This is a genomic window from Streptomyces angustmyceticus, from assembly GCF_040701845.1.
Classification (GTDB): Bacteria; Actinomycetota; Actinomycetes; order Streptomycetales; family Streptomycetaceae; genus Streptomyces; species Streptomyces angustmyceticus_A.
Genome location: NZ_JBFBHQ010000004.1, coordinates 134,928 through 155,675, shown reverse-complemented (window position 1 = coordinate 155,675; position 20,748 = coordinate 134,928). Strand labels below are relative to the sequence as shown.

The following is a 20,748-nucleotide window of genomic DNA, read 5'->3' as shown; positions in this document are numbered from 1 at the left end:
CAATGCCCGCCCCGAGGTCATCTGACTTGCCGTCAATTAGTTCCGGTCGTAGATCATCTCGACGAAATCCCGCCAAAGTTGGCGCGCCCGGCACGCATCCGCCGTCGATGACATTGCCGTTAATTGACATTCACTTGGTCATACTTTTACCTTCGGTGCAGCGGCATCAGCGCAGGTCAGCGCCGTATGCCCGGTTCGTCTTCGGCATTCTCATCGGAGGTTCCCATGGAGCAGCTCATCAAGAAGATGTCCCAGGACCAGGTCTGGCAGAGCTGGCTGGCCGCCAACTCCGCGCAGCAGGCGGCGAAGAACGGCTGCATCAGCGCGGCACCGAAGGCGGGCTGCATCAGCGCCGCGCCGAAGGCCGGCTGTATCTCCTGACCCTCACGCCCTCAGGGGCCCTCGGCGGGCCGGCGATCACCGGGAACGGGCCACCACCCTCCGTTCCCGGGCCGCCGGCCCGCTGCGGTCCCCGGCCGCTCCGGGCACCGCACCGGAATTCCCGTGCGGGGCACCGCATTCGACCAAGGACGAGGAATCCATGGATGGTCAGCCGACCGCCGAGGTCATCGAGCAGATACGCGACATTCCGATCTACCGTGAGTCGCTGGCGAAGGGCCATTTCCCCCTGCTCGACAAGCCGGAGATCGCGCGCGGCTTCCCGGACAACTGGATGACGCCCCGGCTGGCCGCGGCGCTGGAGGCCGGAGAGGCGGAATTCGTCCTCTCCACCGGCACCCACCACGCCCGGATGCAGATCATCCGGCCCCCGTACTTCCTGCTGCACTCGTACTACCGGCTGTGGAGCGAACACCCCGACATCGCCGGCACCTGGGAATCGGGCTGCCGCCGGGTCTCGCTGACCACGGTCCTGGCGACGGAGCATGTGGCGCGGGTCAATGCCGCACGGCGCGGCACTCCCCCGGAGCCGGTGCCCGCCCCCGCGGACCGGCAGCTCGACGACCGCACCTGCTATCTCAATCTGCGGCTCGACCCGGCGCAGTGGGAGCGCGACGAGGTGGTGCGGATGCTCCAGGAGATCCGCGACGCCGCGCAAACGCATCCGCGCGGCTGGTACCACCTCGACTGCTCCGGATATCACCTGGCACATCTGCTGCGGAAAGTCGCCGAATTCGGGCTGTGGGACGACTTCCCGCCGCCCGCCAGCATCATCCACGCCTACGAATACACCCCGGTGAACGTCCGGCGCTTTCTGCACCAGCACTTCACCTGCCCGGTCATCGACCTGTTCGGCAGCACCGAGCTGGGCTATCTCTACTTCAGCGACCGCCGCGGCAGCTACCGGCCGCACCTCGACAAGATGAGCGTCGAACTCCACCCGGTCGCCGACGGCAGCACCATCTACCAGCTCGTCGTCACCAGTGTGCGCAATCCCTTCATGCCGCTGGTCCGCTACCGCTCGGGGGACTGCGTACGCACCCTGGACGGCACGCCGGATCCGCAGAAGATCTCCCAATTCTGCGGCCGGGAAAAGGAATTGCTCGACACTCCGCACGGCCCCGTCGCACAGGGCGACCTCGACCGGTGCGTCGGCGAGGCGTCCCCGCACGTCTTCGTGTACCAGCTGCGGCTGACCGGCGAGGAGACGGCACGGCTGGAGTACACGACGTTCGACGGCACACCCGTCGAGCCCGAGCAGGCCGAGGTGCTGGCCGAGAGCGTCAGCGCCCTGACCGGGCGGCGCTGCCGGCTCGACCACCGGCCGCACCTCCCCATCGGGAAGTCGGGAAAGTACGCCTGGCTCACCACCGGCCACTGATCCGCGCCGGACGCCCGCCCCGCCCCGACGACCGCCCCACCCGGACAGGAGAAGCATGACCACCGCAGCGCGGATATCTCCCGAGGACCTCGAAGACCTGCTCGGTGCGGCGCTGTACACCGAGGTGGTGACGCACTTCGACGACAAGAGCGCCGCGCCGCGGGAGTTCGTGGAGCGCCAGGTCACCGAGTGCCTGCGCTATCTCTACCTCGTCTCCCGGTACCGTGACCGGCTCAGCGGTCTCTTCCTGCCCGTCGAGCAGGACATCGACGAAATCTGGCACTACCTCATCCTGCAGACCCGCGAATACCGTGCGCTGTGCGAGGAACGGCTGCCCGGGCACTTCTTCATCGAGCACCGCAGCATCGCCTACGAGGACTACCAGCAGGAGCCGGGCCGCGAGCAGGCGCTCGAAGAGGCGCTGCGCTGGATCCCGTTGTACTGCCGGGAGTTCGGCGCGTTCGACGAGGGTGCCCTGCCGCACTGGACCATGGTGCGTTTCCTCCATGAGCAGATGGGACTGTCGCTCGCGGCCATCGCGGCGCTGGAACCCATGCCGTAGCCCAGGCCCGAACGGAGAATGATGAGCGCACGCAACGCCGCCCCCGCCGATCGCGAGGTACCCGAACAGCGGCGGATCCTGGCCGTCCTGGTCTTCGCACAGATCCTCAGCGGCGCGGGCCTGGCCGCGGGGATCACCGTCGGCGCGCTGCTCGCCGAGGAGATGCTCGGCTCGACCGGCCTGGCGGGCGTGCCCAGTGCGCTGTTCACCGCCGGGGCCGCGCTCGGCGCCGTCGGCATCGGCCAGGTCTGCCGGCGCCGCGGCCGGCGCCCCGGCCTGGCGCTCGGGTACGCCGTGGGGGCGCTCGGCAGCCTCGGGGTGGTGGTGGCCGCCGCCCTGGGCAGTGCGCTGCTGCTGTTCACGTCCCTGGTGGTCTACGGAGCCGGCACCGCGACGAACCTGATGGCACGGTATGCGGGTGCGGATCTGGCCTCGCCGGCGCGGCGCGGACGGGCCGTGAGCACCGTGCTGTTCGCCACCACGCTCGGCGCGGTGATCGGCCCCAACCTGGTGACGCTGACCGGGCAGGTCGCCCACTCCTGGGGCATCCCCCGTCTCGCGGGGCCGTTCCTGCTCGCCGTCGCCGCGTTCGGGGCGGCCGCGGTGGCCCTGGCCTGCCTGCTGCGGCCCGATCCGCTGCGGCTGGCCGAGAAGCTGGCCGCGGCACAGGCCGCTTCGGCGGCCGAACTCCCCGCGGACGGGGCCCAAGGCCTGCCGGCCGCCCGGGCGGACCGGCGCGGGGTGGCCACCGGCACCGTGGTCATGGTCCTCACCCAGTTCGTGATGATCGCGGTCATGACGATGACGCCGGTGCACATGCGGGCGCACGGCCATGGCACGCAGGCGGCCGGACTCGTCATCGCCCTCCACGTCGGGGCGATGTTCCTGCCCTCCCCGCTCACCGGTCTGCTGGTCGACCGGATCGGCCGGCGGTGGATCGCCGGCGCGTCCGGTCCGCTCCTGCTGGCCGCCGGGGTGGTCGCCGCCACGTCACCGGACTCCGTTCCCGCGCTCGCCACGGCCCTGGTACTGCTCGGCCTCGGCTGGAACTTCGGCCTGGTCAGCGGCACCGCCCTGGTCACCGACGCGCTGCCGCCCGCCGGCCGGGCGTCGGCGCAGGGGCTGGTGGACGTCGGCATCGCCCTCGCGGGTGCCGCGGGCGGCATGTCCTCGGGCCTCGTCGTCGTCCTCGGCGGCTACCCGACGCTGGCGCTGGCCGGCGGCATCCTCGCGCTGGCGGTCGTCCCCGTCCTCGTGTGGGCGGCCCGCCGCGCGCCGCGTCCCGTCCCCGCGCCCGCCGTCGCCGCCGCCACACCGGAACAGACATGAACACGCCTTCGCCGGATGCATGTTCCCGGCGCCCTTTGCGGGAATTGCTGAAACTTGGCGTCATTTCTCGTTATCCCGCCCGAAACCTGGATGCTGCACTGTGAGGGCAGAGTGGAACCGTGTGGACGAGCCACGGGGGGCGATGATGCGGAGGGACACCTCGGCCGCGGGGATATCCGTGCCGCGCCTGTGCCGCATGTCGGTGACCGCCCTGCTGGTGGTCCTGGCGTTCCTGCTGAGCGGGGCGGCGTCGGCGCCCGGTGCGGCGAAGGCCGCGTTCACCGCCCCGTCCGCCGCGAAGTCCGCGAGCGCTCCGCCGGCCGCCAAGTGCGGCTGTGACGGCAGCGAGGAGAAGTCCAAGCGCGAGGCCGAGCGCGGCCAGCCGCGGCGCACCGCCCGGACCTCCGTCGGCGTTCCCCAGCACCCCGGCCGGCCGCTGCCCCCGTTCCACGCGGGCACCGTGGCGCCCGTCGCCGCCCCGGCCTCCGGTTCCCCGGCGGCCGGCAGCTCCACCAAGGCCGCGTCCAGACCGGCCGCACTCTCCGTCCTGCACTGCGTCTTCCGCTGCTGAGAGCGGTGTGGTGGCTCGCACCACCCCCGCACGACGCACGTTTCCGCCACCACCCCCACAGTGGCACCACTCAACAGCAGGAGACCTCCTCGTGGAGACCTTCATTCAGCATGCCCGGGGCCTGATGGCCCGTATCGCCGACCGCAGGGACGAACAGGAGACCTACGGCCGGCTCGCGGCCGGACAATCCCCCCTCGCCCTGTTCATCACCTGCTCCGACTCACGGGTCGTCCCGTCCCTGATCACCGGCGCCCGGCCCGGCGAACTCTTCGAGCTCCGGACCGCCGGCAACGCCGTGCCCGTCTACCGCGAGGACATGACGGCCTGCGCGGAAGCGGCCACCATCGAGTACGCGATGCGCGTCCTGGGCGTGGCCGACATCGTGGTGTGCGGTCATTCGCACTGCGGCGCGGTCGGTGCCAAGGCCCGCGGCGAGGACCTGACCGGCGCCCCCGCCGTACGCGACTGGCTGGCGCAGCAGCTCTCCGACCACCTGCCCAAGGACGAGGAGCCGACGGTCGCCGCCGCGGTCCAACACCACGTGCGCGAACAGCTCGACCGGCTGCGGGGCTACCCCTGCGTCCAGGAGCGGCTGGACGCCGGCGAGGTGAATCTGCACGGGTGGTTCTACGAGGTGCACACCGGCCTGGTGGCCGCGCATCACCCGTCCACCGACCTGTTCCTCCCGCTGTGAAGGCGGGTGGGCACCTCATGAAGCGCTTCACCTCCTTCCGGGCGGACTTCACCGCCTCCCTCGTCGTGTTCCTCGTGGCCGTCCCGCTGTGTGTCGGGGTGGCCGTCGCCTCCGGAGTCCCGGCCGAACTGGGGCTCGTCACGGGCGTGGTCGGCGGGCTGCTCACCGGTCTGCTCCCGGGCAGCAGCCTCCAGGTCAGCGGCCCTGCCGCCGGTCTGACGGTGCTGGTCTTCGAGGCCGTCAAGGAGTACGGCCTCGGGGCGCTCGGCGCGCTGGTACTGGCCGCCGGGGTACTGCAACTGGCCATGGGGGCGCTGAAGTTGGGCCGCTGGTTCCGGGCGATCTCGGTCGCCGTGGTCCAGGGCATGCTGGCCGGCATCGGCCTGGTCCTGATCGCCGGACAGCTCTACGCCCTCGCGGACGCCAAGGCGCCGGGCAGCGGACTCGCCAACCTCGGCGGGCTGCCCGGCCTGGTCACCGCCACGGCGGGGTCGGCCACGGCCCTGTCCGCGCTCGCGATCGGCGCCGGCACCATCGCCGTCCTGGTGCTGTGGCCGCGCTGGCGGCGCGCCGCGCGGATCCTGCCCGCACCACTGGCCGCGGTGGCGCTCGCCACCACCGCCGTATGGGCGCTGGATCTGCCCGTCGCACGCGTCGAGGTCAGCGGGCTGCTGGACGCGATCCAGCCGCCCGGCCTCACCGACCTCGGGCGGCTCACCGAGATCGGGGTGCTCGGCACGGTCCTCGCCTTCGCGCTGATCGCGTCCGCCGAATCGCTGTTCAGCGCCGCCGCGGTCGACCGGCTGCACGACGGGCCGCGCACCGAGTACGACAAGGAGCTGATGGCCCAGGGCGCGGGCAACACCGTCTGCGGGCTGCTCGGTGCCCTGCCGATGACCGCCGTCATCGTCCGCAGCGCGGCCAATGTCCAGGCGGGCGCGAAGACCAAGGCCTCGCGGGTGCTGCACGGTGTCTGGCTGCTGGTGTTCGCCGCGGCCTTCCCGGCCGCGCTGGGTGTGGTGCCGGTGGCCGCCCTGGCGGGCGTGCTGGTCCACGCGGGCTGCAAGCTCATCCCGTTGCGCGAGCTGCCGCCGCTGTGGCGCGAGCACCGGGGCGAGGCGGTGGTTCTCCTGGTCACGGCCCTCGCGATCGTGACGGTCAACATGTTCGAGGGCGTCCTGATCGGTCTGCTGCTGGCGGTCGCGAAGACGGCGTGGGAGACCTCCCATGTGCACCTCGAAGTCGACACTCCGGAGGACGAGGACGAGCCGGTGCGCGTACGAGCCGTCGGCAACGCCACGTTCCTGCGGCTGCCCAAGATCCTCGACCAGCTCGAAGCGCTGCCCGCCGACCGGGGGGTGGAGCTCGACCTGACCGGGCTGCGCCACCTCGACCACGCGTGCGGCGCGGCGCTGACGAACTGGGCCGAGCAGCACCGCCGTACCCGGCGGGCCGTGGAGCTGGTGTCCTGACCGCACGGCTGCCCGGCGGTACGGTCACCGCACCGTACGGCCGGGCAGCGGGTCCGGGAAGATTCCCCTCGTCACCGGTGTTGTCACCGGGGCCAGGCCGGCCGTGGCAGGCACCGCGGCCGGCGTCACGCTTGACGTCGTCGAGGGGACGGACGGTATGCCTCTTCAGGGTGAGTACGAGCCGAGCCCGGAGCAGTGGGTGCGCGATCAGGTCGAGGAGTACGAGAGCTCCGGCGGCACACGGGGCACCACGATCCGGGGCCTGCCCGTCGTGGTGCTGACCACCCGGGGCGCGAAGAGCGGGAAGATCCGCAAGAGCCCGCTGATGCGGGTGGAGCACGACGGGGTGTACGCGGTGGTGGCCTCCATGGGCGGCGCGCCCCGGCACCCGGTCTGGTACCACAACGTCGTGGCGGACCCCCGGGTGGAGCTGCAGGACGGCCCGGTGCGCCGGGACATGACGGCGCGTGAGGTCACCGGCGAGGAGAAGGCCGTGTGGTGGGGCCGTGCCGTCGAGGCGTACCCCGATTACGCCGCCTACCAGGAGAAGACGGAGCGCCGGATCCCGGTGTTCGTCCTGGAGCCGGCGGCCGCGGCGCACTGAGTCCGGGTCCCTCGTGGCGCTCAGAGCGTCACGAGGGAGACCTCGGTGGCCTTGACGCTGGTCCAGACGGACACGCCGTCCGCGAGGCCGAGTTCGAGGGCGGCCGAGGGGGTGATTTCGGCCACCAGGTCGGGTGCCTCGGGCGAGGTGACGAGGATCCGCAGCCGGCTGCCCGCCGAGGTGATCTCCCGGACGGTGCCCGGCCAGACGTTGCGGGGGCTGCCGGTGGGCCGGTCGAGGTGCAGGGACACGGCCTCGGGGGCGATGATCGCCAGCGCCCTGGTTCCGCCGGGGATCCGGTCGGCGGCGACGAGACGGCCGCCGCCGGCGAGCGCGAGGCCGTCCTCGGTGGCGGTGCCCGGCCAGGCGTTGCGGCCGAGCATCCGGGCCACCCAGGGCGAGCGCGGGTGCCGGGTGACCTCGGCGGGCGGGGCGTCCTGGAGGGCGCGGCCGTCCTCCAGGACGAGGACGCGGTCGGCGAGCGAGACCGCCTCCACGGGGTCATGGGTGACGATCAGGCAGACGCCCCCGAATCCCGCGAGATGGCGGCGCAGGGTGTGCCGGACATGGGCGCGGGTGGTCTGGTCGAGCGCGGCGAGCGGTTCGTCGAGCAGCAGCAGCCGGGGCCGGGCGGCCAACGCCCTGGCGAGGGCGACGCGTTGCGCCTGCCCGCCGGAGAGCTGGGCGGGCTTGCGGTGCGCGAGGGGGCCGACGCCGAGCCGGTCGAGCCAGAGCTGTGCCGTGCGGCGGGCCTCGGCGCGCGGGGTGCCGTGGGCGCGCAGCCCGTACGCGGTGTTGGCCAGGGCCGTCAGGTGGGGGAAGAGCGCGCCGTCCTGGGGGACCCAGGCGACGCCGCGGCGGTGCGGGGGCAGGACGGTCACGTCGGTGCCGCCGAGGCGGAGCGTGGCACGGGCGCGCGGAGTGAGCCCGAGCAGGGCGCGCAACAGGGTGGTCTTTCCGGCGCCGTTGGGGCCGACGACGGCGAGGGTGGTGCCCGGTTCGGCGTCCAGGGTCAGCTGGTTGAAGCCGGTGACGTCGGCGTGCAGCGGCCAGCGGTCCCCGGGGGCCGGCGGGGTCGTGACGGGCTCCTCGGTGCGCGGCGCGGGCGGCGGCGCGAGGCCGGTGTCGTCGGTGGTGGGTACGGTACGGGCGGCGCGGGCGGTGGTGGCGCCGGTCCAGCGGCCGCGCAGGCAGACCAGGACGCCCATGGCGATGACGAGCAGCAGCAGCGAGACCGAGGTGGCGGCCTCCGGGGATCCCTGGAGCAGCAGGTAGACCTGGAGCGGCAGGGTCTGGGTGGTGCCGGGCAGGTTGCCGGCGAAGGTGATCGTCGCGCCGAACTCACCGAGCGCGCGGGCCCAGGTCAGTGCGGCGCCGGCGGCGAGGCCGGGGGCGACCATGGGGAGGGTGACGGTCCGGAAGACCCGTACGGGCGAGGCGCCGAGGGAGGCCGCGGTCTCCTCGTAGCTGGTGCGCAGTCCGGCGAGCGTGCCCTCCAGGCTGATGACGAGGAACGGCATCGCGACGAAGGTGGCGGCGACCACCGCGCCGGAGGTGTGGAACGGCAGCACGATGCCGAAGGTGTCCTCCAGCCAGGGGCCGAGGAGGCCGCGGCGGCCGAAGCCCATCAGCAGGGCGACACCGCCGACGGTCGGCGGCAGCACCATCGGCAGCAGCACCAGCGAGCGGACCAGCGCCTTGCCGGGGAAGTCGACCCGGGCCAGCAGCCAGGCCAGCGGTACCCCCAGCAGCAGCGAGAGCCCCAGCGCCGAGAAGGACACCAGCAGCGACAGCCGGAGCGCTTCGAGGACGCCGGGGCTGGTCAGATGGGTGCCGAGATCGCTCCAGGCGGTGCGGGCGAGGATGCCGAGCAGCGGCATCAGCAGGAACGCGACGGCCACCAGCCCGGGCACGGCCAGCGCGATCGGGGCACGGCTGCCGGGCGCGCGGATCCGGCCCGCGCGGGGCGGGGCGAGGGTGCGGAGGCGAGTCATCGGCGTTCCTGGGATCGGGGCGGCAGGCCGGGCCGGTGTACGGCGGCGCGCCCGGGCCGGCCCGCTCCCCCGGGCCGGACGGTCCGTGCGCGCCGCACCGGTCACGGCTTCTGGAAGCCGGCCTGCCGCAGGATCTTCTGTGCCTCGGGCGTGCTCAGCCACTTCACGAACGCGGCCGCGGCGGCCCCGTGCTGAGAGGCCTTCAGGGTCGCGGCCGGGTAGGAGGCGACGGCGTTCTGTGCGTCGGGGATGTCGACGGCGTCGACCTTCTTCGGCGCGGTGGCGGCGTCCGTCTTGTAGACGATGCCGGCGTCGGCCTCGCCGAGCTCGACCTTGCTGAGCACCGCACGGACGTTGGGCTCCTGCGAAACCGGCGCGACCTTCAGCTTCTGGGCGTCCAGGACCTGCTTGCTGTAGCGGCCCACGGGCACCTCGGAAGCGGCGAGGACGACCTTCAGCTTGCTGTCGGTGAGCGCCTTGAGGTTCTCGATCTTCTTGGGGTTGCCCTCGCCGGTGGCGATGACCAGGCGGTTCTTGGCGATGACGGTGGGCGTGCCGACGTCGGCCGTGAGCCCGTCCATGGTCTTGGTGTCGGCGGTGACCACGGCGTCGGCGGGGGCGCCCTCCCTGACCTGGGCGGCCAGTTCCTGGGAACCGGCGAAGGAGAAGTGCACCTTCGTGCCGGGGTGCTCCTTCTCGTACACCGCGCCGGCCTTCTTGAAGACGTCGGTCAGCGACGAGGCGGCGAGCACCGTGAGGTCCGCCTTGGGGGCCGCGCTGCCGCCGGACTTCCCGGCGCCCTGGTCCTTCTTGCTGTCGTCGTTGCCGCCGCAGGCGGCGAGCGGCAGCAGGAGGGCGGCGGTGACGAGCGCGGCGGCGGCGCGGCGTCCGGTGAAGTGCTGGGACATGGGGCGGGACTCCTTGGAACGCGGGACGACGGGTGTCGTCCGAGCGGATGGGAAAAGCCGCGCCGTGGACGGGCGACGCCGCTGGTATGGGGCAGCCGGCCGGTGGGGGACGGTGGTTGCGGATCGGCTGGGGGTGCTGCCGCAGTGGGTCAGGTGCGGTCGATGTGCACGCTGGTGGACTTCACGCGGGCGGTGGCCTGCATGCCGACCTCCAGACCCAGTTCCTCCACCGCTTCCCGGGTCAGCAGGGACACCAGGCGGTGCGGACCGGCCTGGATCTCGACCTGGGCGGCGACATCGCCGAGCTTGACGGCGGTGACGATGCCCGGGAAGGCATTGCGCGCGGAGGTGTACGAGGCGTCGTCCTCACCGGTGCCGTTCTGCGCCACCTCGATGGAGAAGGCGGCCAGATCACGGCCGTCGATGAGGCGGCGGCCGCCGTCGTCGCGATGGGTCGCGACCTTTCCGGCGTCCGCCCAGCGGCGGGCGGTGTCCGGGCTGACGCCCAGCAGCCGCGCCGCCTGGCCGATCGTGTAGGACTGCATGTGCGACAAGATATGCCGCATCACCTCGCATTTGCAATTCATCGGGGGAAGCTATATGGCAGATGCCAGGCCGCCTGGAGGAAGGAACGAAAGGCGGCCCACCGACCGGTGCGCGGCCCGAATGCCGGCGGAATTCTCCCCGCGTCCGCTGCTTTGCCCGGCGCATTCCGATATCCGCCCGGCATCTGCCATGCGTGCCCGGACCGCGGCGCGTCGTGTGATTAGGGTGCGGATATCAGAGCAGGGAAAACGCGACATTCCACCCTTCGCTTTCCACTCCCCCGGTGAGGCATTTCCATGAGCCTGAGCATCCGTAACCAGATTTCCGGCACCGTTCTCTCCGTGACCCCCGGAGAGGTCATGGCGACCGTCAGGGTCCGTCTGGACGGCGGCCAGGAGATCACCGCCGCGATCACCCTGGAGGCGGTGAAGGAGCTGGGCCTCGCCGAAGGCACCGCGGTGCGCACCCTGATCAAGTCCACCGAGGTCGCGCTCGCGACCGGCGCGGTGGACGGGCTGAGCATCCGCAACCGGATCCCCGGCACCGTCACCGAGGTCACCACCGGCGGCGCGATGGCGGGCGTCAAGGTCGCCGTCGCCGGCGGCGAGCTGACCGCCGCGATCACCAGGGACGCGGCCGAGGACCTGGGCCTGGCCGCCGGCGCCGAGGTCACGGCGCTGGTCAAGTCGACCGAGATCGCGCTCGCCGCCGTCTGAGCACGGGCCCGCCGAAGTCCCCGGCTCCGCGGGGACTTCGGCCCGGCCGGCGGCTCTCAGGACGCGCCCGGCCCCGGCCCGCCGGAGCGGAACCCGTCGGCCTCGGGCGGGGCGCAGGTCCCGAACCAGATGCCGGTGACCGCGCTGATGTAGCGGGCCCCGCAGCGGTCGGACGGGACCACGAGCTGGCTGCCCGCCGCGTCGAGCGACCGCCCGTCCATGGCCGTGGCCAGCAGGACCGGTGCGTCGCCGAAGTCCGCGTCGAGCTCCGCCCAGGACAGTGCGGCGTGGTGCCCGTCCCGGCCGGTGACCGCCAGGACGTAGCGGGAGCGGTCCTTGCGCCGGCGGACGTCGAAGGCCGGTTCCGCCGCGTCGATGACCTCCCGGAGCAGGGGTCCCTCGAAGGTGTGGTGCTGGGGCCCGTTCGTGGTGCAGTCGAAGACCACCTCGGCGCGCCGCTGCGGCCATCGCTCGCGCAGCTGGGCGACGGTCAGCGCGAGCGGGCGCCGCAGCTGACCGCGGATCAGGAAGCACCGGGGGCCGGGAGGTACGGCGTCCTCGGGCGCCGGACGTACGGCTGTGGTGCGGGACGGCGGGCCGAGTCGGCTCATTCGAGACCCCCTTGGGTGATCCGCGCGGCGGCTGCCTCCCTGTGATGCCCGACCGGGCCGCCGCTGAACCACGGATGCCAGCTGGTTCCGCGCCATCAGCTCGCTGATGTGAGGCAAAGGGGGCCATGGGGGCGGCAGGTCCGAAGCCGGGTCCGCCGGGGGGCCGCTCACACCGACCCCTCGCGGGAGGGATGCCGCCCGGTCGGCCGGCCCGGCACCCCGCCGGCCGCCCGGTGCTCCTCCAGGGCCAGCCACACCCGGTCGCGCAGCAGCGGAAGCTCGGTGAACCGCACTCCGGTGGCGTCGCGCAGGGCGTTGGCGAAGGCGGGTGCCACGGGGTTGAACGGGCTCTCGCTCATCGACTTGGCGCCCAGGGGCCCGATCGCGTCCGAGGTCTGCATGAAGTGCACCTCGGTGCGCGGGACATCGGCGTAGGCCGGCAGCCGGTAGCGGCGGAACGCGGGGGTGATGACCTTGCCGCCGTCGTCGACCAGGACCTGCTCGAAGAGGGTCGCGCCGAGCGCCTGGGCGACTCCGCCCTCGACCTGGCCCCGGCACTGCAGGGGGTTCATGACCCGTCCCGCGTCGGCCGAGTGGACGCTGCGCAGGATCCTGATCTCGCCGGTGCCGGGGTCGACGGCGATCCGGAACCACTGGGCGTTGAAGGCCACCGAGCGGGGCGAGCCGCCCCAGTGCCCGTCGGCCGTCAGCGGCACGCCCTTGTCGTGCGCGGCCTCGTGGAGTTCCTTGAGCGGCACCGGCCGCCCGTCGCACTCCACCGCGTCGGCCAGCAGCCGGCACAGGCTGCGCGGGGTCCTGGCGTGCTCGCCGGCGAAGGTCAGGATCCGCTCGGCCAGACCGTTGGCGGCCTGCATCACGGCCTTGCCGGCCACCACCGTCCCGGCCGAGCCGAAGGCGCCGGTGTCGTGCCGCACCACATCGGTGTCCGACTGCCGGATGGTGATCCGGTCCACGGTGGTGCCCAGCGCCCCGGCGGTGATCTGCTGGTGGACGGTGGTGGTGCCGTTGCCGAACTCCGCGGTGCCCACCGCGATGTCGTACCTGCCGTCCTCCAGCAGCGTCACCGTCGCGTCGGCGAAGTGCCCGCCGGGCGGTCCGGTGGCGATCATCGACATCGCGGTGCCCTGTCCGACCAGCCAGCCCTCGGGTACCGCGTCGGCGCCGCGGTCCTCCGCGAGGGCGTCGCGGACGACCTGGAGGCACTGGTCGAGTCCGTAGCTGGCGAGGTGCAGGTCCTCCTCCTCACCGCCGGGACTGACCAGGTGCTCGCCGGGGCCGATGATGTTGCGCTCCCGGAAGACCAGCGGGTCGATGCCGAGCCGGCGGGCGAGTTCGTCCATCGCCGACTCCACGGCGAAGGTCACCTGCCCCAGCCCGTAGCCGCGGAACGCCCCGGCCGGGACGCAGTTGGTGTAGACGGAGAAGGCGTTCACCTTCTTGTGCGGCGCGCGGTAGACGGCCATGGATTCGCCGACGCTGTGGAACATCACGGCGGGGCCGTGGTTGCCGTACGCGCCGGTGTTGGAGACCACCCGGAGCTGGAGCGCGGTGAGGGTGCCGTCCCGTTTCGCGCCCGCCTTGATGCCGATGGTGAACGGGTGCCGGGTGGTGGCGCCGAAGAACTGCTCGGCACGGGTGAACTCCAGCTTCACCGGCCGCTTCAGCCGCATCGCGGCGAGCACCACGATGTCCTCGGCCAGCATCTCCTGTTTGCCGCCGAATCCGCCGCCGACCCGGCCCGCGACCACCCGGACCCCGTCCGGCGGCAGGTCGTAGAGCGCGCACAGGGCGCGGCGGGTCAGGAACGGGACCTGGGTGCTGGAGCGGACCACGATCCGTTCCCCGCCGTCCTCGTTCTCCTCGAAGTAGGCGAGGGCCCCGTGCGTCTCCAGGCTGGCGTGCTGCACCCGCTGGGTACGGAAGGTGTCCTCGTAGACGACATCGGCGTCCGCGAAGCCCTCCTCGACGCTGCCGATCTCGCCGTGCACCTCGCCGACGACGTTGTCCTGCGCCCGTGCGATCCGCGTCTCGGGGCCCTTGGGGTGGATCACCGGGGCGCCGGGGCGCATCGCCGCCTCCGGGTCGAGGACGTACGGCAGGTGCTCGTACTCCACGACGATCCGGCGGCAGCCCTCCTCCGCCGCCGCCTCGCTGTCGGCGACCACGGCCGCCACCCGCTGCCCGACGAACCGGACCACGTCGTCCAGCACCCGGGTGTCGTCGGGGTCCTCGGTGGGGTGTTCGTGGCGGGCCGTGGAGAACAGCCGCTCGGGGGCGTCCTCGTGGGTGAGCACCGCGTGCACACCGGGCACCCGCAGGGCGTCGGCGGTGTCGAGGGAGACGATCCGGGCGTGCGGGTGCGGGGAGCGCAGCAGCTTCATGTGCAGCAGCCCCTCGACCTCGATGTCGAAGGTGAAGCGGGCGGTGCCGGTGACCACCTGCGGCCCGGCCGGGGCGCCCAGGTTGCGGCCGACCGACTGCCCCGGGCAGGGCTCCTCGACGTGCCGGACACCGCGGACGGCGTCCTCGATCGCCCGGTAGCCGGTGCAGCGGCAGAGGTTGCCCTTCAGTGCGCGGGGAAGGTCGGTCAGCTGGTCCGCGTCGAGCTTCGCGGTGGTCATCAGGAACCCGGCCGTGCAGAACCCGCACTGGAAGCCCTGGGCGTCCAGGAACTTTTGCTGCACGGGGTGCGGTTCACCCGTCGGGGCGGCCAGCCCCTCCACGGTGGTCACCGCACGCCCCTCGGCTCGTACCGCGGGGTAGAGACAGCTGTGGACGGGTTCGCCGTCGACGTGCACGGTGCACGCCCCGCAGTCCCCGGCGTCGCAGCCCTTCTTCACGCCGAACCAGCCGCGGTCCCTGAGGTAGGTGCGCAGGCACTGCCCGGGCCGGGGAGCGGCGTCGAAGGCCGTGTCGTTGACGTGGATCCGGAAGGTCATCGCCCGGCCTCCCGGGTCAGTTCGCGGCGGATCTCCTCGGACAGCCGCAGCGCCATGTGCCGTCGCCAGGCGGGTAGTCCGTGGAGGTCGTCGAACCAGTCGCGCGCGGCGACGGCCCGGTCGATGGTGTCGTGCAGTGCGGCGGCGTCCGGGGGCAGCGGGAACCAGAGGCGGAACGGCCGTACGGTCGCGGCGGTGAGGGTGAGGGCCAGCGACCCGTCGAGCGGGTCGAGGGTGGCGATGACGAGCGCGCCGGAGCGGCCGAGGCCGTACAGGGATGCCTGCCGGAAAGCCGTGCGGCACGCCAGGGACCGGGCGGGCAGGGTGACCGAGCGGAGCAGTTCCCCCTCGGCGAGGTCCGTGCGTCCCGCGCCGGTGATGAAGTCCGCGACCCGGGTGCGGCGCAGCGAGCCGTCCTGCGCCTGGAGCAGCACGCCGCCGTCGAGCGCGGCGGTCAGCGAGATCATCGGGCCGGCGGGCAGGCCGTTGCAGAGGTTGCCGCCGACGGTCGCCATGTTCCAGATCTTGAACGAGGCCAGGAAGGCGCGGCAGCACTGCTCGAACAGCGGCGCCGCGGGGACCTCGTAGGACGCCGCGAAGCGGGAGAGCTGGGCGATGGTGCAGGTCGCCGCGATCTCCAGCGAGCCGTCGGGGTGCCGGGTCAGCGGCTCCCAGCCCATCCGGCTCAGGTCCACCAACCGCCGGACGTGCGGCTGCGGTTCGGAGAAGAGGTAGGTGCCGCCGCCCAGCCAGGCGTCGCCGCTGCGCCACGGGGCGCGCTGCCGGGCGTCACGTACGTCCCGCACCGTGTTCAGGTCCATACGCCGAGTGAAGCAACGCCGCCCCCCGCGGCACGACTGGTGCACAGCACGGAAAAGCACCGGCGGCGGGTCCCGGATCTGGAGGATCGACCAAGAGGGCTATGGGCTTGATCAGCTGGCATTTACGATGCCGGTACTCGCTTTCGCCTCGTGAATGTGAGATGCCGGGCGCACTCCCGGCAGCCGCCCAAGGAGCACGCCCATGCACGTCCAAGACCTCCTCCAGCTCGATTCGCTCGACCTGACCCTGCTGTGGGGCGACGGCCCCCTCCTCACCCGGGAAGTCAGTGGTGTCACCGCCACCGACCTGGAGGACCCGGCCCGGTTCCTGCAGCCGGGCGAGCTGGTGCTGAGCGGACTGGTGTGGTGGACGCCCGACGACGGCCGGACGAAGGCCGACCGGTTCGTCTCGGCGCTGCACTCCGCCGGGGCCACCGCGCTGCTGGCCGGCGAGGAGACCCACGGCACGGTCCCGGACGTGCTGGTCGACGCCTGCCGCGAGCGGGGCGTCGTACTGCTGGCGGTGCCCGCGCACACCACCTTCCGCGCGATCACGGAGGCGGTGTACCTGCGCCAGTGGGGCGATCTGAGCCGGCGCCCCACCGAGCACCACGCGCTGCCGGAGAACGTCCGCACCGAACTCGCCGGTCTGCTCGCCGACGACGCGGCACCGGACACGCTGCTGGACCGGGCCTTCGCCCACCTGGGCGGGCCGCCCTGCTACCTGGTGACGGCGACCGGCCGGGTCGTCGCCCGGACGCCCGCCGCGCCGCACCTGCCGGCCGGGCAGGCCGCCCGGGAGCTGACGGCGGCGGCCGGCACCGCGTTGCGGATCGACGGGGAGGCCGGGCCGTACGACGGCTGGCAGCTGTACCTGCGGGGTGCGGCCGACGCCCCGCCCCGGGTGCTGCACGAGATCGCCGAGGTCATGGCCCAGTACCGCCATCGCGTCGAGCGGCGGCAGGCGGCCGAACGGCGGGCGGCGGACGCGCTGCTGGCCCTCGCCGGGTCCGGTCCGACCGACGGCGCGGCGCTGGAGGCGGCGCTGCACGCCGCGGGGCTGCCGGCCACCGGCCCGTACCAGGTGGTGGTGGCCACAGCGGGCGACGACGAGAGCGACCAGGCGGTGCGGGCGCTGGCCGAGGCGTTGCGGCACTCCCCCGGTGAGCCGTTCGCGGCGGGCCGGCTGCCGGGCGGCGAGGCGGCCGCCGTCGTCCGGGTGCACCCCGGAGCGGAGGAGCGTCTCCCGCTCGGCGAGCTGTGGCCGGACGTGCACGCCTGCCGGCCGCGGACACCGCTGCACGCCGGGGTCAGCGGCCCGGTGCACGCCGCCGGGGAACTCGGCTCGGCGCTGCACCAGGCGCGTTACGCACGGGCGGCGGCCCGCGCCGGGGACCCGGACGGCGCCCGGGTGACCTCCGTCCAGGACCTCAGCACCCTGGGCGCCCTGCTGGCCGGGGTCCCGGCCGACGTGCGCACGGCCTTCAGCAGCCGGGTGCTGGGCCCGTTGGCGCGCGCCGGGAGCACCTCGCACCGGATGCTCCTGGAGACGCTGGAGGTCTTCCTCGCCCACCACGGGTCATGGGCGCGGACCGCGGAAACGCTGCATCTGCATGTGAACACGGTGCACTACCGCATCCAGCGCATCGAGACGCTCACCGGCCGCGAGCTGTCCCGGCTCGATCACAAGCTGGATCTGCAGGCGGCGCTGCTCTGCCGCTGAACGACGGCGGGGCGGGCGGGCGGCCCCGGGCCGACGGGCAGGCCGGCCGGCCGGGCGGCCGGGCGGGCGGCGGCCCACCACGGGCCGGCGGGCTCAACTCCGCCCGGCCGCCCGGTCGATGTACACATTGGTGGACTTCACCCGGGCGGTGGCCCGCACCCCGACCTCGATCCCGAGTTCCTCGACGGCCTCCCGGCTGATCATCGACACCAGCCGGTGCGGCCCGGACTGGATCTCGACCTGGGCGATCACATCGTCGAGGGTCACCTTGGTGACGATCCCGGCGAAGGAGTTCCGCACCGAGGTGAGCACCTCGTCCGGCACCGGGTGCAGGCCCTCGGCACGCTCCTTCGCGAACGCCGCCAGGCCCACCCCGTCGATCACCCGGTTTCCCGCGCCGTCCCGGTCCATCCGCAGCTGCCCGCCATCGGCCCAGCGGCGGACGGTCTCCGAACTCACGCCCAGCAGCCCGGCTGCCTGGCCAATGCTGTATGTCGGCACCCCCGCACTCTAGAGGGTGCCGTCACCGCCCCGTGCCCCTCCCGTACCGCCGGCCCGGCCCGGGCGCGACGGCGCCCCCCGCGGCAGCCACTGCTCCCCCTCGACCAGTTCCTCCAGCGCGGGAAGCGCCTCGTGCAGCAGCCGCTGCCGGTCGGGGGACAGCCGGGCGATCCGTTCGCGGAGCACCCCGGTGGTCTCCCGGCGTACGGCGCGCAGCAGCGCCAGCCCGTCGTCGCTGAGGCTGATCAGGCTGGCGCGCTGGTCGGCGGGGTCGGGGCGGCGGGCGATCCAGCCGCAGGTGTCCAGCAGGTCCACCATGCGGGAGGTGGTGGACAGGGCGATGTTCATCCGCGCGGCGAGTTCGCTGATGCGCAGCGGGCCGTGGGCGGCGAGGGCCGCGAGGGCGGCCGTACGGCTGGGGGTGAGGTCCCGGTGCCGTTGTCGGCCGCGCAGCAACGGCAGCAGTTGCTGGATCACCGCGCGCAGCCGCCCGGCCAGCTCCGCCGGTTCGGTCCGGGACGGCGGCGACGACCGCCCGGCCGGGGCGTCGGACTGCTCCATCACGGGCTCCTGGGGGGTGACGGGGGTGGCGAGGGCGGCGGCGAGGATGGGGGCGAACCGGTCCGGGTGGCCGCGCGCGGCCTGGAGCCCACGTCCGGGCCGGTGGCTGCGGCGGGGCCACCGGTGGCCGCGCCCGGGTCCACCGCTGAGCCGCCGGGCCCCGGCGTCCCGGCCACGGCGGCCGGTGCCGGCCCGGGTGCCGGTGCCGCCGTCGTTCCGTCCGCCGGGTGCCGGACGCGGCCGTCGTCGTGGACGTACCGTCCGCCGCGCAGCAGCGAGGCGACGGCGGCGATCAGGCAGGCGGCGATGGCGAAGCCGAAGGCCACGGTCAGCCCGTCGGAGAACGGCTGGGAGATCAGCCGGGGGAAGAATTCCCGGCCGGTCAGATACGCCGCGCGCCCGGGCGGAAGGTGGTCGAGCACCTGCGGTCCGAGCAGGGTCCGGACCGGGTTGTAGCCCAGCAGGGAGGCGAAGAGCACGCCCACCGGCGGCAGTGCCGCGACCCTGGCGGCGTCGGCCGCCGGGACGCCCTGGGCGGTCAGTCCGCTGGTGAGGGCGCGGGGCAGGGCCCCGGCCAGCCCCGTGATCATCAGCGAGAAGAAGATGCCGATGGACAGCACCATGGCCGAGTTCTGGAAGGTGGTGCTGATGCCGGCGCCCACCCCGCGCTGGTCGGGCGGCAGGCTGTTCATGATGGCGGCCCGGTTGGGCGCCGCGAACAGGCCCATGCCGATGCCGTTGAGCAGCAGGATCAGCGCGAAGCCGGAGTAGCCGAAGTCGACCGGCAGGGCCTGCAGCGCCCCGAACGAGGCGGCCGCGAGCAGCATCCCGCCGGTGGCGAAGGTCCGCGCCCCGAACCGGTCGGAGGCCCATCCGGAGACCGGGCCGGCCACCAGGAAGCCCAGCGTCAGCGGCAGCATGTAGATGCCGGCCCACAGCGGCGTCTCGGTGAAGCCGTAGCCGTGCCGGGGCAGCCAGATCCCCTGCAGCCAGATGATGAGGAGGAACATCAGCCCGCCGCGGCCGAGCGAGGCGAGCAGACTGGCGAGGTTGCCCGCGGTGAAGGCGCGGATGCGGAAGAGCCCGAGCCGGAACATCGGCGCCGCCACCTTCGTCTCGACGACGCAGAAGACGGCCAGCAGCAGCACCCCGCCGGCCATCGCGGCGAGCACGGCGGGGTTGCCCCAGCCCATGGTGTGCCCGCCGTACGGCTGGATGCCGTAGGTGATCCCGGCCAGCACGGCGATCAGTCCGGCCGCGAAAGTGAGGTTGCCCCACCAGTCGGGCCGGGCCGGGGTGCGCAGGCCGGTGTCCCGCAGCTTCAGGTAGGCCCATGCGGTGCCGAACACCCCGAACGGCACCGACACCAGGAAGACCAGCCGCCAGTTGACGGGCCCGAGCAGACCGCCGAGGACCAGCCCGACGAACGAACCGGTGATGCCCGCGACCTGGTTCAGGCCGAGGGCGAGGCCGCGCTGCCGGGCCGGGAAGGCATCGGTGAGGATCGCGTTGGAGTTCGCCATCAGCATGGCGCCGCCGACGCCCTGCAGGACCCGCATGGCGATCAGCCAGAGGGCACCGGCCGTGCCGTGCTGCCAGGTCACCGACAGCAGGACGGAGAAGACGGTGAAGACGGCGAAGCCCAGGTTGTACATCCGGGTCCGGCCGTACATGTCGCCGAGCCTGCCGAAGCTGACCACCAGTACGGCGGTGACCACCAGGTAGCTCATGATCAGCCACAGCAGCAGGCTGGTGTTCCCCGGCTGCAGGGGGTCCACGCCGATGCCCCGGAAGATGTCGGGCAGCGCGATGAGCATGATCGACATGTTGATGGACGCGATCAGCACGCCCAGGGTCGTGTTCGACAGGGCGACCCACTTGTAGCCGGGCCCCGGCGCACGGCGCGCCCGCGGGCCCGCAGCGGCCCGGTCGCCGAGATCAGCAGCAGTACTTCCCACGGGGCACTCACTCCCACCGGGACATTTACTTGCTTGACTTCAACCAATCTAACTCTCGGGGGCGGGGACCGGCCAGAGCAGCCGGTGCCCGGCGCCCTCTCCGCCCCCTCGGCTCCGGCACCGCCCCCCGGCGCCGCCCCCGCGGCACCGCCCCGCGGAAACGCGCCCCGGCCGGCCGCCTCGCGGGCCCGACGCCCCCTCCCCCGTACGGGCACCCCCTCCGGGCCGGTGCATCCGAACAGAGCAGTCGGCTCCCCCATCGGTGCGGCGCCGTCAGCCCCGGAGCAATCGCCGCGTACGCCTGGCTGCCACGTCGGACGCCACACCATCAGCCGTGCGGGGCACGGAAGTTGAGAGGGACGGGGGTGGCTGAGGAACCCTCACCACCACCCGAAAGATTGCCGCTTGTCGCACTTTTCACCTTGCGTGCCAAATAC

19 protein-coding genes are annotated in these 20,748 nt (G+C 73.1%); 10 read left to right on the top strand and 9 right to left on the bottom strand.

Features of this window, described 5'->3' with window-relative positions:
* The first annotated feature begins 225 nt into the window (after window positions 1-225).
* From AB0411_RS11600 to AB0411_RS11565, 8 genes are all read left to right on the top strand, one after another.
* Window positions 226-381 carry a hypothetical protein gene (locus AB0411_RS11600; RefSeq protein ID WP_366417065.1) on the top strand — a complete coding sequence of 52 codons (156 nt, stop codon included), beginning with the start codon at window positions 226-228 and terminating at the stop codon, window positions 379-381.
* A gap of 160 nt (window positions 382-541) precedes the next feature.
* Complete coding sequence (locus AB0411_RS11595) at window positions 542-1,780, top strand: hypothetical protein (protein WP_366417064.1); 1,239 nt, start codon at window positions 542-544, stop codon at window positions 1,778-1,780.
* 55 nt (window positions 1,781-1,835) lie between these two features.
* Complete coding sequence (locus AB0411_RS11590; RefSeq protein WP_366417063.1) at window positions 1,836-2,342, top strand: hypothetical protein; 507 nt, start codon at window positions 1,836-1,838, stop codon at window positions 2,340-2,342.
* Window positions 2,343-2,363: 21 nt separating this feature from the next.
* Window positions 2,364-3,671: an MFS transporter gene (locus tag AB0411_RS11585; RefSeq protein ID WP_366417062.1), complete on the top strand. Its 1,308-nt coding sequence runs from the start codon at window positions 2,364-2,366 to the stop codon at window positions 3,669-3,671.
* 121 nt (window positions 3,672-3,792) lie between these two features.
* Window positions 3,793-4,242, top strand: coding sequence for a hypothetical protein (locus tag AB0411_RS11580; RefSeq protein ID WP_366417061.1), 450 nt, complete (start codon window positions 3,793-3,795; stop codon window positions 4,240-4,242).
* A 91-nt stretch (window positions 4,243-4,333) separates the two neighbouring features.
* Window positions 4,334-4,936: a carbonic anhydrase gene (locus AB0411_RS11575; protein WP_366417060.1), complete on the top strand. Its 603-nt coding sequence runs from the start codon at window positions 4,334-4,336 to the stop codon at window positions 4,934-4,936.
* A 17-nt stretch (window positions 4,937-4,953) separates the two neighbouring features.
* The gene (locus tag AB0411_RS11570; RefSeq protein WP_366417059.1) at window positions 4,954-6,408 is read left to right on the top strand and encodes a SulP family inorganic anion transporter; all 1,455 of its coding nucleotides are present in this window, start codon (window positions 4,954-4,956) and stop codon (window positions 6,406-6,408) included.
* Window positions 6,409-6,565: 157 nt separating this feature from the next.
* On the top strand, window positions 6,566-7,012 hold the full coding sequence (locus tag AB0411_RS11565; RefSeq protein ID WP_366417058.1) for a nitroreductase family deazaflavin-dependent oxidoreductase: 447 nt from the start codon (window positions 6,566-6,568) through the stop codon (window positions 7,010-7,012).
* 20 nt (window positions 7,013-7,032) lie between these two features.
* Here the strand turns inward: AB0411_RS11565 and AB0411_RS11560 are convergent, their stop codons facing one another.
* The 3 genes from AB0411_RS11560 to AB0411_RS11550 form a co-directional block, all read right to left on the bottom strand.
* Window positions 7,033-9,006 (bottom strand): ABC transporter permease, encoded by a 1,974-nt coding sequence (locus AB0411_RS11560; protein ID WP_366417057.1) that lies wholly within the window; start codon window positions 9,004-9,006, stop codon window positions 7,033-7,035.
* 101 nt (window positions 9,007-9,107) lie between these two features.
* Window positions 9,108-9,914 (bottom strand): molybdate ABC transporter substrate-binding protein, encoded by an 807-nt coding sequence (modA, locus tag AB0411_RS11555; RefSeq protein WP_366417056.1) that lies wholly within the window; start codon window positions 9,912-9,914, stop codon window positions 9,108-9,110.
* Between the two features lie 149 nt (window positions 9,915-10,063).
* Complete coding sequence (locus AB0411_RS11550; protein ID WP_030983527.1) at window positions 10,064-10,459, bottom strand: TOBE domain-containing protein; 396 nt, start codon at window positions 10,457-10,459, stop codon at window positions 10,064-10,066.
* 297 nt (window positions 10,460-10,756) lie between these two features.
* Between AB0411_RS11550 and AB0411_RS11545 the strand changes: the two genes are divergently transcribed.
* Window positions 10,757-11,176 carry a TOBE domain-containing protein gene (locus AB0411_RS11545; protein WP_366417055.1) on the top strand — a complete coding sequence of 140 codons (420 nt, stop codon included), beginning with the start codon at window positions 10,757-10,759 and terminating at the stop codon, window positions 11,174-11,176.
* Window positions 11,177-11,232: 56 nt separating this feature from the next.
* Here AB0411_RS11545 and AB0411_RS11540 read toward each other — a convergent pair whose 3' ends face one another.
* The 3 genes from AB0411_RS11540 to AB0411_RS11530 form a co-directional block, all read right to left on the bottom strand.
* Window positions 11,233-11,787: a molybdopterin-dependent oxidoreductase gene (locus tag AB0411_RS11540; protein ID WP_366417054.1), complete on the bottom strand. Its 555-nt coding sequence runs from the start codon at window positions 11,785-11,787 to the stop codon at window positions 11,233-11,235.
* 167 nt (window positions 11,788-11,954) lie between these two features.
* Window positions 11,955-14,747 carry a molybdopterin-dependent oxidoreductase gene (locus tag AB0411_RS11535; RefSeq protein WP_366417053.1) on the bottom strand — a complete coding sequence of 931 codons (2,793 nt, stop codon included), beginning with the start codon at window positions 14,745-14,747 and terminating at the stop codon, window positions 11,955-11,957.
* Complete coding sequence (locus AB0411_RS11530) at window positions 14,744-15,568, bottom strand: FAD binding domain-containing protein (protein ID WP_366417052.1); 825 nt, start codon at window positions 15,566-15,568, stop codon at window positions 14,744-14,746. Before AB0411_RS11530 ends, AB0411_RS11535 begins: the two co-directional genes overlap by 4 nt.
* Before the next feature lie 202 nt (window positions 15,569-15,770).
* Between AB0411_RS11530 and AB0411_RS11525 the strand changes: the two genes are divergently transcribed.
* Window positions 15,771-17,291, top strand: a complete 1,521-nt coding sequence (locus tag AB0411_RS11525; RefSeq protein ID WP_366417051.1) for a PucR family transcriptional regulator — start codon at window positions 15,771-15,773, stop codon at window positions 17,289-17,291.
* 93 nt (window positions 17,292-17,384) lie between these two features.
* Here the strand turns inward: AB0411_RS11525 and AB0411_RS11520 are convergent, their stop codons facing one another.
* Genes AB0411_RS11520 through AB0411_RS11510 form a run of 3 tightly spaced genes read right to left on the bottom strand, consistent with a single transcriptional unit; the run spans window position 17,385 to window position 20,311 of the window.
* On the bottom strand, window positions 17,385-17,792 hold the full coding sequence (locus AB0411_RS11520; RefSeq protein WP_366417050.1) for a TOBE domain-containing protein: 408 nt from the start codon (window positions 17,790-17,792) through the stop codon (window positions 17,385-17,387).
* Window positions 17,793-17,801: 9 nt separating this feature from the next.
* Window positions 17,802-18,353, bottom strand: a complete 552-nt coding sequence (locus AB0411_RS11515) for a MarR family winged helix-turn-helix transcriptional regulator (protein ID WP_366417049.1) — start codon at window positions 18,351-18,353, stop codon at window positions 17,802-17,804.
* Entirely contained in the window at window positions 18,353-20,311 is a 1,959-nt protein-coding gene (locus tag AB0411_RS11510; RefSeq protein ID WP_437041705.1) for an MFS transporter, read from the bottom strand. Before AB0411_RS11510 ends, AB0411_RS11515 begins: the two co-directional genes overlap by 1 nt.
* Window positions 20,312-20,748: the final 437 nt, after the last annotated feature.

Excerpts from the sequence above, each read along its gene's own strand:
- AB0411_RS11600 (WP_366417065.1), top strand. The coding sequence starts at position 226 with ATGGAGCAGCTCATCAAGAAGATGTCCCAGGACCAGGTCTGGCAGAGC.
- AB0411_RS11595 (WP_366417064.1), top strand. The coding sequence starts at position 542 with ATGGATGGTCAGCCGACCGCCGAGGTCATCGAGCAGATACGCGACATT.
- AB0411_RS11590 (WP_366417063.1), top strand. The coding sequence starts at position 1,836 with ATGACCACCGCAGCGCGGATATCTCCCGAGGACCTCGAAGACCTGCTC.
- AB0411_RS11585 (WP_366417062.1), top strand. The coding sequence starts at position 2,364 with ATGAGCGCACGCAACGCCGCCCCCGCCGATCGCGAGGTACCCGAACAG.
- AB0411_RS11570 (WP_366417059.1), top strand. The coding sequence starts at position 4,954 with ATGAAGCGCTTCACCTCCTTCCGGGCGGACTTCACCGCCTCCCTCGTC.
- AB0411_RS11565 (WP_366417058.1), top strand. The coding sequence starts at position 6,566 with ATGCCTCTTCAGGGTGAGTACGAGCCGAGCCCGGAGCAGTGGGTGCGC.
- AB0411_RS11560 (WP_366417057.1), bottom strand. The coding sequence starts at position 9,006 with ATGACTCGCCTCCGCACCCTCGCCCCGCCCCGCGCGGGCCGGATCCGC.
- modA (WP_366417056.1), bottom strand. The coding sequence starts at position 9,914 with ATGTCCCAGCACTTCACCGGACGCCGCGCCGCCGCCGCGCTCGTCACC.
- AB0411_RS11550 (WP_030983527.1), bottom strand. The coding sequence starts at position 10,459 with ATGCAGTCCTACACGATCGGCCAGGCGGCGCGGCTGCTGGGCGTCAGC.
- AB0411_RS11545 (WP_366417055.1), top strand. The coding sequence starts at position 10,757 with ATGAGCCTGAGCATCCGTAACCAGATTTCCGGCACCGTTCTCTCCGTG.
- AB0411_RS11540 (WP_366417054.1), bottom strand. The coding sequence starts at position 11,787 with ATGAGCCGACTCGGCCCGCCGTCCCGCACCACAGCCGTACGTCCGGCG.
- AB0411_RS11535 (WP_366417053.1), bottom strand. The coding sequence starts at position 14,747 with ATGACCTTCCGGATCCACGTCAACGACACGGCCTTCGACGCCGCTCCC.
- AB0411_RS11530 (WP_366417052.1), bottom strand. The coding sequence starts at position 15,568 with ATGGACCTGAACACGGTGCGGGACGTACGTGACGCCCGGCAGCGCGCC.
- AB0411_RS11525 (WP_366417051.1), top strand. The coding sequence starts at position 15,771 with ATGCACGTCCAAGACCTCCTCCAGCTCGATTCGCTCGACCTGACCCTG.
- AB0411_RS11515 (WP_366417049.1), bottom strand. The coding sequence starts at position 18,353 with ATGGAGCAGTCCGACGCCCCGGCCGGGCGGTCGTCGCCGCCGTCCCGG.